The sequence below is a fragment of the Bacillus sp. FJAT-28004 genome (assembly GCF_001280845.1).
Taxonomy (GTDB): Bacteria; Bacillota; Bacilli; order Paenibacillales; family Paenibacillaceae; genus Pristimantibacillus.
Genome location: NZ_LGHP01000002.1, coordinates 1253644 through 1264734, shown reverse-complemented (window position 1 = coordinate 1264734; position 11091 = coordinate 1253644). Strand labels below are relative to the sequence as shown.

The following is an 11091-nucleotide window of genomic DNA, read 5'->3' as shown; positions in this document are numbered from 1 at the left end:
CAATCCATCCGCTCCAGCTACCATTGTTGTGCATCAAACGCGGGCACACCTTACCGCTCCAATCATAGTGACGGCGCAGCTTATCCACACCCCAGCCGCGAGCATTAAGCATACTTGCTACTAACTCCACTGCATTGGCGAGAGTCTTGGCATAGTCGCCGCTCTCGCATATCTCGATGCCGATTGAAGTTCGGTTCCCGCTTTTGCTTCCAGCTCCGTCTCCTGAGTGCCAAGCATTTTCGTTGAGTGGCAAACATTCGATAGCTTCTCTCTCGTCCACAACAATATGATAGGATGCTGTTCGGCTATTTGACGGATTAGTAAGCCACGCTCTCTCATTTTCCGCTGAGCTCTTCGGATTGCCCGTATTATGAATGGTTATGCTTGTAGCTGTCATAAACAGCGCAGGACGGCGATTTTTAGCCGTCCCTTTTGGAATATGGTCAATCGTATAATTAACCACGCTTGTCCACTCCTTCATTATCTGCACCACGCTTGCTTGCACGATCAACCTTAGCTTTAAGCTCGGACTCTATATGTGCCATGACCGCTTTTGGAATCCAATTGCCCCAACCAGCGCGATAAGCATTCGCCGTCAACGATTGCCATGTATGATAGACAATACCTAGTGTAATGGCATAAAAAAACAATCCTGGCATTGACATCAAAGCGTCCAGGAGATTAGCAAATGCGGGGATTGCCAACAAAAATAGTGTTCGCGGCAGTCCTTCCCTAATACCATATTGAGATGAGTATGTCTTATCCTTACGAGCAGCCGCAATACCTGTAATCCAATCTAAAGCAATAACAAATAGTAAAATAGCGACTGGGATAACTCGTCCGTCTCCATAAATCAAAGATACCCACGGTGCCAATACTGCACCTAAAGCCGTAGCAATTGTTTTTCCTTCTGTCATCTCTACCGACAACCATTGTTTATACATGCCTGCTCATCTCCTCATAATATCCTTCTCTGTATCAGACTAATTTTTTTCCTGAGTAATAAAATGGGCCCCGTCTAAGCGGTGCCCACATTCACCATATTCCCATTTTCATCCTCATACGCAATGACGTCATCAAGCCGAAATAGACATTGATCAAATTCATTGAAGATGTATCCTTCCAAACTGCCTGAAAGCATATGAATTAACACATTGCGGAAATTACTATTAAAAGATGAGTCCCCACCGCGTAATGAAACTTCAAACATCATGCCACCACCGTATACGTAAATTGAATTGCGTGAAATTTATGATAACCAACAGATGTACTGGGATCGACTACATAATAATAGTGATGTCCTTTTACGGTGAATGTACCATCTGCTTTATTAATGTTCACCACATCTAAATAAGTGCCCCCATCACAAAAGGGAACCCAAAACGACTCTCCGTCCATTGATGCATATTTATAACCATCTGCACCCTTGAAAGATAACGCGATTGTAAAATCCTTATTTTTGAAATCAGAAGGTAACACTATTGTCACGTTTGCAATGTTATCAGGATTTCCACTATCAAACCGTCCACCGCCGCCATCATAGTAATTTCCTGCACCTGTCTCCCCCGAGCCCGCTGCTGTTAAATAGTTATAAGGCTTCGGACTCCCTCCAACAATACGTATTAGACCATCAGGACCAAGAGCTGTAATGCTGCCATCATTATGATATCCAGCAACACCAAACTTTCCTGATGCCCACTCGCCCATTCGGACAACCTCGCCCGTTTGGTTATCGATGTGAAACCCGTTAGCGTCCATATATACGCTTTTGTACTTAACACCCTTAAGAATGCTTGCATCTTTGGCGGCTTGCTCAGCTGCGTTTGCTTTTGTGGTTGCATCTGTTTTAGCAGCAGTAAGATTCTGTGTAGCTTGATTTATACGAGCCTGTTCTTCCGCCGTTACGATGCCGTCAGCATGAGCAATTGCCTCTTCTTGGGCAAGTTGGGCTTTGGCTGCTGCAACCGCCTCTGCTGCTTGCTGTGCCGCGTTCGCTTTATTCTGCGCGTCAAGTGCCGCGGCTTCAATGGCTGCTTGTTTCGCTGCATTCGCTTTTGTAGTTGCATTCGTCAAAGCTGTTTCAAGGTTCTCTGCTGCTTGATTAATACGAGCCTGTTCTTCTGCCGTTACGATTCCGTCAGCATGAGCAATTGCTTCCTCTTGTGCTAACTGGGCTTTAGCTGCTGCAACCGCCTCTGCTGCTTGCTGTGCCGCGTTCGCTTTATTCTGCGCGTCAATTGCTGCCGCTTCAATGGCTGCTTGCTTCGCTGCATTTGCTTTTGTGGTCGCATTTGTCAAAGCTGTTTCAAGATTCTCTGCTGCTTGATTAATTCGAGCCTGTTCTTCTTCCGTTACGATTCCATCAGCATGAGCAATTGCTTCTTCTTGAGCGAGTTTGGCTTTAGCTGTAGCAACCGCTTCTGCTGCTTGCTGCGCGGCATTAGCTGCTGCATTTGCTTTCTGTTGTGCACCTGTCGGCGTTTCTTTTGTGCTTGGATCATAGCCAGGATCGAAAGTGGTTTCCGAATTAATCCGAATAAGACTTGCATTTAGTATGCCTGCATTAATAACATCAGCCGTAAAGCCTGATCCTTTGCCAAACGTTCGCCAGTTCCAATTGCCGCCAACCTTTTCGGATGCGATGGCAAAGATACCAGGGCCAAGATACAATGCACCATAGTCAGAACTGTTTATGTCTGTGTTCTCCAGCAAAAAGCCTTCATTTGGTAGCACTTCAGCACTCGCATACGCGCCTGAAGCAACAAGCTGATTTTTAAGAGTGTTTATCTTCCCTTCAATCCAGCCCGTGCTAATACGCCCACCGCCAGTTGTCACACTCTCAACAACCCTTGCTGTATCTTGCATCTTTGTCAATGTATCTGTGAGACTTGGAAGGAAATTAGCAAGTACTACGCGTGAACGCTCAGGAGATAGAGGATACTCCTCGTATTCTACAATGCGAGCCGTCACTTCTATTTTTAGATCCTCTTCGTGGATATGGACTGTATCACCAAGCTCAAAAGCTTCACTATCACCGTACCCCTTTACACCTTTAAGCTCTGTTACATCCGCAACATATGAAAGCAAATACGTGTCAACGGTAGCTAAGTAAGCCTCGCCATTAGTCTTCAGCACTTGTAAATCCTCAATATCATCAAATGTAACTTCTCCGCATTTGGGACGCGGGTACAAGCCAATATGCGGACTATCAATAGGATGCGGCAGCGTAATCCCATCCTTTCCAAACACAAAAAGCCGAGTAATGACACCTCGGCTCTCTTTTGTACGGGATATGCTCTTAAGGTTTTTACGGTAGCTGATCCACACGCCATTGTCTGCACCGATCTGAGGCTTGAATGTTAGATTAAAATTGTCCCGTTTCATTTCGGCATCAGTCAGTGCTATAAAATGGTTTAATCCCCACACCGCACTCTTACGCTCTACTGTAAAGTCATGTAAAGACGTAACAGCTATTGTATTGCCAGTAAATCGAGTATTGTCTAATATGCCATCTACGATAGCGGAAGCTGTAGCACCCGTGTATTGAAGCAGCGGCATATACTCGGTTATGAGCTCCGTACAAACATGCTCAGCAAATACCTTTGCAATTAATTGGCCGGATGCGTTTCTGCTCTCCTCAATCATTCGGATAATAAACAATTGGCCGGATACCTTAACGATGTTCTCCTCTTCTAGATAAGGGATGGCATCATCGGTGTAAGGTACGGAAAAGTCACAAGTATACTCAGCATTTAATCGTTGAAAGATACGCGGGCCAGGATCGATGGTATTTCGAATGACCGCAAGCCCGAAATGATTAAAGCCCGTTTCAAGCTTGTCATAAATAACGATAATGTTATCCGTCACTCTCCCTCGCCTGCCTCTTCGATGTCCGTATAACCTTGCAACCTCATTTGATTTTGATAAGGGTTTGGCACTTCAGAAAGTTGGAGCATCCCATTGTCTACCCGAAACTTATAAAACGTCAGCATTAGGCATTTCCTCCTTTCAAAGCTGAAACCTCTGCTTGTAGCTCAGCAATTTGCAACATCATCTCAACCAGCACAGCCCCTATCATGTCATCATTCTGCAAAGATAGTGTAAGTGCCTCGCCTATGTCACGGATAACAGGAGGTTCGGACACTTCATCCAGTTCCATTGCCGGTATACCTTTTGCTATTAACCACTCACGCAACGATTCTAGTTTCATGTTCTATCCTCCTAAAGCCTTCACTCTTTTATAAAGCTCCGCAATCGCTCGCACGTTTATAGATCCCTGTGTCTCAAGATCCGCCATATTCTGAACTAGCTGATCTTGTACCATTTTTGGATTGCTTTTATACTGTACAGTCATATCAATGGCGTTCGTTGTTCTGTTAAACTTGTCCAATGGAAGATAGGTGACTGTGTATTCAGCTGTAACATCGTAATCAGACTCTTTTATTATGGCTCGTTGATTTCCGTAAGGTGAAATTGTATCTATTTGCCATTTACTTGTTTCCTTAATTCCGTTTTTGTATATGTCAATGATTTTTTCATTCTTGTTTTCCAGATTACCACTCGGAGCACTGACATTATCTGAAATCCGATAATATCCACTATATAAACCCGGAGTTGCCAACTCCCGAATTACAACACCCTCAATCAGTTCGACTTGGTTCCCGCCCGATTGCAGCCCAATTGATCCCTCTGCAACAACCGTTTCTTCTACAGCCGCCGCAAACTGGTAATCCAAAGTGTACGGTGTGTAAGATAGTGGCTTTGCTGTAGGAAGCACGCTGACGTTTAGCTCGACTTCAAGCTCGAAATAGTCCGTATTAACCGCAGATAATACAACGGACGTATTGGATACAGGCGAGTTGGCACTCGTTGTGTCTAATGCAGTCGATTGTATATATGCTGTTGTCTTCGTGTTGCTTTGCCGTTTTGTCACTCCTGTAGCTGTACCCATATAAATGTTTGTTTGTCGCGTACCGAAAGGCATAGCGGGAACAGTAACGTTTATATTTTGACCTGACGTAATTGTGATACTAGCTTCTGGGCTTCTAATCGTTTCCCCATTAGCATCCGCAAGAAAAGCGTAGTGAACATAATACGTACCAGCCGCTAGCCCGCTGCCTGTTCCAGAAGCGCTTAATACCGGTGCAGTTGTCGGGTTCGCTATCGGCCCCGCTGCATCGGCATAGGCTATGAAATGGACGAATCCGTTTACATCAATCAAATCCCCCAATGTAGCTGTAGCGAAACTATGTGGATAATTTAGCGCTGTAATGGCTGCGCTAGTATGTGTTTTCGGAACTTGCCATAGGTTCGTACTGGCTTTCCAAATGTTTAAATATGCCTTATTGCCTGCTGACCCGCTAGCGTTTCCAAACCAATTTCCCGCAAGTTTCAACACATTATCTTTAAGCCACGCCACACGTTCAGCAACGGTAGAAGCCGCACCAAAAACCCACGAACCATGCTCATGTAAAACGTGTTCTATTAGATTTTTCGATTCCAACCTTTGTGAAATTTGACCGATAGTAGCTGTGGTCATAGTTCTCACTACTCCATCTAATGTTTTCGCGGTATCATATTGCGCTTGACTATCTTCCCCCCCCCAGCTGCCAGAAGGAGAGATCAAAGTATTATTGAATCCCCACTTTACAATATGCGGATTCTCAACCACACTCCCTGCAATCTTACCCTCTAACGTAGCCTTCGGACTAACTAAAGGCGTCCATTTCTTAGTGCCCGATGCGTAGGGAGTGCCTACCGTTCCGTTGTTCATTTGCCAGCCGTTGAAGTAAGCTTGCATTTCTGGCGTTGACGGTGTGTACGTTTCGCCCCAACCGCTATCCGGATCCGCAATTGCAATATCCAAGAGATCATAAGTTGATCCGCATCCAAACCGATCGGATGAGATCCAAGAATCTGGGTAATCTGCATTTACCAGTATCTGTCCGTTAAACTTTTGAGTATTGGTTTTTCCTATACTCGTTTGAGCCCCGCCACCTGTAAACCCAAAAATAGGAAATATCGTACTCCAGTTAGAAACTCTTACTCGCTTAAACCCTGTATAATCCCCACCTGATGGAAAATTCCACAGTAACGAACCATCCAGCACCACACCCGTTTTAATTCTTCGCGACACCGTACCTAATGCGCTGTTGTACGTGTCCCTAACGCTTCCATCTACGTTCGATGCCAGGAGAGTAGGGAGATACATGTAATCGTCGTTTTGAGGCTCGAATTGGGTTGCAACGTTACCTAATTCTAGTTGCCAATCCGAAAAGGTAAAAGTCCCCACCGTCGAGTTACTAAACATAACTCGGATATACGCCGCATTTGCTTCAGTCGTTTTCGTGAACGTCTGTACCGACGAATACCCCACACTTGAAATTTGAGCCTTATTTGCATCTAGCGTTTTTAACGCTATAACGCCGTTATTGACAACATAAAGTATATACGCAGTATTTGGGACTACTGGATAATCGATATATATCTCTCTCCATGCAGCGTTAGCTGTTAGTGTTAATTTGTACGGAGCAGTTATAACAGCCTCTGCATGTATGACATCAAACCTTGTTGACATTAGGTTCTTACCCTTCTTGCGAATAACCGGGTTAACCAAATGCTGCACGCTGTCCACATACGGGAACTTAGCTGCAAGCTTTTCCCCTGTGTATTCTGGATCTACGTCGATTTTTGCATATTCCTCTGCCGAAACCTCATATATCCGGATGCCGTCAAAATCACAAGTGCGATTCCCCGCATTGCCACTTCCGCACAATCGAACACTAGCTTCTGTCCCATCTGCTATTCTTTTGATATAAATAGTTGACCATGTGCCTGACGTTACGAGTGTTGAAGAGGATAATTGGGCGTTAGCTGCGTTTGCAATCCGCATATTTGATTGTAAATCTGGATCGCCTCCGTTAATAACCTTTGACCTTCCGATTATGACATAGTACTTGCCAGCACTTAGCGTAATGGCGTGCTGGATACCTGTAGCTATGCCGCCGCCTGACGCTATGAAACGTTGAAATTTAGAACCAATTTCAGCTCCGTTTTGCAGAGAAGGAGAAATAACACTAACAAGACCCCACCCGTCTGCTACGCCATCGCCGTTCGAATCTTTCTCGAAATTTCCATCGCGACCTAGAAGGTTGACCAACGTTCGTCCTTGTATAGTAAATTCAGCTGTCGATGCTTGAGACGTATTGATAACACCTGTACCTTGTTTGATCGTCGTGGATTGATCATTCTGAGCCAGCTGCTTACCATGTATCTCTCGAATTAATGTACCTAGCGTAGGCCTAGCCGTTCCATCTGCTCCAAGTCGCGCATCTACAGGCTCAGCAGGACTCGATGCAGGGCCTCCGATGATGTTATCTATTCGTGCTTGCTGCAAATCAAGTTTTTGCTTTACACTCTGTCCCACAGCATACTGTATCTGCTCGGATGTATGCGCTACAGCTGATCCTGCATGTAATGCGTCCGCCACGATCCGAGCCTGCTCCTCAGTTGCAATTTGCGCTTGCTGGGAGTCGAATTTCTGTTTGACACTCTGCCCAGCACCATACTGTATTTGCTCGGCTGTATGCGCTACCGCTGCTCCTGCATGTGCTACGTCCGCCGCGATCCTCGCCTGCTCTTCAGCATTGATTTGTTTCTGCTGTGAAGCTCCCTCAGCTTCGAGAACTGCTATTTTTGCATTAATCGCATTTTTGCCCGCTTTAAGTGTCGAGCCTGGCGGTATTAAATCAGCCATATTATCACCTCACGTATACTTTGCTGCAAAAACAAATGACACAGAGCAATTGAGCCCTGTGCCACCTATCTCTACATTATTACGTCCAGGAGCGAGCTTGATCCAGCGCCCTGAAACTTTATTGTTCTTGTTGGTTGCGGCGAGCTTTGCCTGCATCCGCTCATTATCTATCGTGACTGTCCCTGATGCGACTGACTCACCGTAAACCAAGGTACGATCACCAAGCTTAATATATAGCGTGATGAAGCTACCGACGATTTTAATAGTTGGCCATATCTCCAGCGCTCCATAATTCACAACCTCAACCGTCTGCGTACCAGCTATTATAAAATCAAAACCATCATCGAAGGTTAACAAATCATTGACCATGAGTACCTCGCTATCCCATGTCAGCGTGTTTGAAAGATCCGTTTGATAACTAAATGGATCATATGCGATCAAAGGCAAAACAAATTCACCGAAACCAACCACGCGGCCAATGTCTAGCGACCCCGAATAGTAAACCAAATATTTTTTACCTGGCTTAATATCAAAAACTAGCTCAAGCTGTCGCGGCGAGCCACTTGAGTCGAGTATAAACTCAGCTAAGCGGTCAGCTGCAGCCTGCAACTCAATCGGATTCGACATGAACATTGCACAGTCCAAACCGAATTGTAGGGGAGCAAGCTTTGCTCCAAAATAAAAAGCGCCGTGCTTGCCTGCGATAGCGGATGTACTATCCACTGTTCCGGACAAGATCGGACGCTTTGATGAACGCGTCATGTGCATACCAAGCTGTAAGGCTGTGCGTACATCAAGCGGATCATCTACTGGACGCAATGTAAATCCGCCGTTATAAACTGCCACGCGCTCTCCCCCTCGTCCGAATACCTTCGTTTTGATGTTGACTCACACTTGTTGATATTTCGCGGCTGTCCATATAAACATGAGTGTGTATAACCGTAACGCCACCACCGCCGTTAAGTATATCCTGCGTATCGTTCGCATTGTATACTTGACTTCCTCGCGGCATRTTMACAAGTTCAGGCCCYTTYTCTCCAACAAGYGACAARCCGCCTGGWGCAAASYTYGTWCCRTCRGCATGWGCCGGTATGGTTATMGTYGCCKTYGATCCYGAYGCYTTAACACCTGCYTGTATCCCATCRYTKCCGCTYTTRAARATACCCGWAATYGCWTYTTTSACYTTWCYGGCWATCTCCATKACYCGKCCMACAATRCCGCCAACAAACTCCTCGATCTTAGCKGGGATGCTTTTAACAAAATCGACAATCCCATTTAAGATATTTTTSCCRATATTGCTRGCYGCCTCATAAGCATTTTTRGCAAARGCTACAATTGYCGTAATCACACCCATAAACCATGAAGCAATGGCTGAMGGTAGTTGACTWAYGAATTGGATAATCGCGTCAATTATCGCTTTCCCCGCATCTGCCGCTTGTSTWGCKGCGTTTTGATGCCACTGCACAATWCGRTTMAACGTATTMACRAGCCAMGTCCAAACCTTMTCCGGCAGTGTYGYAAAAAAGCTTATAATCTTAKCTACAAAYTCCGYTCCCATCTGAATAGCGCTAGCGATCATATCATTACGCCACTGATTGACATCAGTAATTAATTTAAGCAGCCACRTCCAWACYTTCTCYGGYAGCTCYGCAAAAAACTGRATGACCTTYGGTATGCCCTCGGACACTGCMKTAATCATATASCCGATGACAWAACCAACCGCATAMGGAATYTTMACYAWGAACAAATCTTCRAGAWAGCCRAGGATCTTACCAGGAAGCTCSGCAAAGAARTTWACGAACTGATTRAATGCTGCTGGAACWTCATTCGTAAAAAAGCTCATAATCGCATTCCACACATTTAGTGTAAATGCTTTGATTTCGTCCCAATACTTGATAATCATGCCTAYGGTCATACCAATCGGTCCCGTTAAGGTCATAAGCAGAGTAGAACCCCACGTTTTAAAGAATTCAGTAAGGCCATTCCAAATAYTTACGGCTGCTTCTTTAATTGCATTCCATGTCCCAAGTAAGAATCCAGATACCTTSTCCCAGTTCATATAYAAGGCGATACCAGCCGCRATAAGCAGCCCTATGGCCGCCGCAACMAGTCCTATTGGATTAGCTGTCATTGCAAGGTTAAGTAGCCATTGCGCGGTAGTCATCGCGGTTGTRGCCARCTTCCATTTGTTGTAGATCATTACAATGGTGTTTATGACCATTTGTGCGAGTAAAGCAGCGGCAACAAATCCTARRACMGGCAATARRATRTTTGCTTTATCAACRAYCCATTGAATTGCATTTGCAAACAARRTAAAACCRCCTATAATGACGTCAGYTGCGGCYAAAATAACCGCCTCGATYTGTGGCATTTTACCTTTAAACCACTCGGCAAATTCGTTYAACTTCGGTAATATCTTTTCACCAATTGGAATCATRACGCCAGTTTCAAACATCCGRCCAATACCCTTGATTGCTTGACTGAATGAATCATATTTAATTTTATTAATGTCTTCGAGCGTTTTGGCAGTAGAATCCGTGTAGCTCTTTACATTRCCTAAAGCCATAATTCCCGCTGCTTCTAAATCCTCAAACTTACCACCAAACAGCGCAATACCGATTTGATTTCGAGCAATCGGATCTTCCAAGCCAGATAAACCGGACATGACTTGTTGAAAGGCTATCTGCGCTTGCTCCCCGCCTCCAGCGAAAGCATTCATCATGCCTTGAGCATCCAGACCTAAAGAGGTAAATGCTTCACTTGTGCTATCTGACGCATCCTTACTTAAGATCGTAAACTCTTTAATGGCATCCCCGACGAGCGCAACTTGGAATGATCCGTCTTTTGCTCCTTGAATCAGAATGTCCGTAAATTGTTCTGCGCTGAATCCTAGTGCTGCAAAGTGAGGAGCAAACTCTGCAAGCACCTCAGTCAAATCACCGTTTGCATTGGCTCCCTGCTGTGCCCCTTGAGCAATAAGTGTGTAGGCTTGGTCTGCGGTTATCCCAAACTTTTGCATAAGTATGTTAACCGATTGTACAGATCCTTCTACCTCAAACTCGAAGGTATCCCGCAACATTAAAGCATTCGCTGTGAAAGCTTCTAGCTCCGCACCCGATTGACCCGTTAATTGCTTAACCTTCGCCATCGACTTAGCGATATCTTCAAAATTCTCACCAAGGTTACGGTTGTAGATCCGTTTGGTTATTTCCTCATACTCTTTCATTTCATCCGCAGTCAATCCTGTTTCACTAGCTAGTCCATTCATCGCTATCCGAAACTCGTCAGCTACCTGTACGGACTTAACACCTAAGGCAAGCACCGCTGCTGCTCCA

The 11091-nt window shown here is 45.1% G+C and carries 8 protein-coding genes; all 8 read right to left on the bottom strand.

Features of this window, described 5'->3' with window-relative positions:
- Positions 1 to 463 (bottom strand): N-acetylmuramoyl-L-alanine amidase family protein (locus tag AC787_RS27690; protein WP_235561138.1); only part of this gene is annotated, 463 nt, incomplete at its 3' end.
- Positions 456 to 944 carry a phage holin family protein gene (locus tag AC787_RS27685; RefSeq protein WP_054028142.1) on the bottom strand — a complete coding sequence of 163 codons (489 nt, stop codon included), beginning with the start codon at positions 942 to 944 and terminating at the stop codon, positions 456 to 458. The genes AC787_RS27685 and AC787_RS27690, both read right to left, overlap by 8 nt.
- Before the next feature lie 265 nt (positions 945 to 1209).
- Complete coding sequence (locus tag AC787_RS27675; protein ID WP_054028140.1) at positions 1210 to 3867, bottom strand: prophage endopeptidase tail family protein; 2658 nt, start codon at positions 3865 to 3867, stop codon at positions 1210 to 1212.
- Entirely contained in the window at positions 3864 to 3992 is a 129-nt protein-coding gene (locus tag AC787_RS35125; protein ID WP_268760209.1) for a hypothetical protein, read from the bottom strand. The genes AC787_RS27675 and AC787_RS35125 overlap by 4 nt, the downstream gene beginning before the upstream one ends.
- A complete protein-coding gene (locus AC787_RS27670) occupies positions 3992 to 4210 on the bottom strand; it encodes a hypothetical protein (protein ID WP_054028139.1) in 219 nt (72 codons plus the stop codon). Before AC787_RS27670 ends, AC787_RS35125 begins: the two co-directional genes overlap by 1 nt.
- A gap of 3 nt (positions 4211 to 4213) precedes the next feature.
- Positions 4214 to 7756: a hypothetical protein gene (locus tag AC787_RS27665; RefSeq protein WP_054028138.1), complete on the bottom strand. Its 3543-nt coding sequence runs from the start codon at positions 7754 to 7756 to the stop codon at positions 4214 to 4216.
- Positions 7757 to 7765: 9 nt separating this feature from the next.
- Positions 7766 to 8602 carry a phage tail domain-containing protein gene (locus tag AC787_RS27660; RefSeq protein ID WP_054028137.1) on the bottom strand — a complete coding sequence of 279 codons (837 nt, stop codon included), beginning with the start codon at positions 8600 to 8602 and terminating at the stop codon, positions 7766 to 7768.
- Positions 8589 to 10982, bottom strand: a complete 2394-nt coding sequence (locus tag AC787_RS35460; protein WP_414731009.1) for a phage tail tape measure protein — start codon at positions 10980 to 10982, stop codon at positions 8589 to 8591. The genes AC787_RS27660 and AC787_RS35460 overlap by 14 nt, the downstream gene beginning before the upstream one ends.
- Between the last annotated feature and the right edge of the window lie 109 nt (positions 10983 to 11091).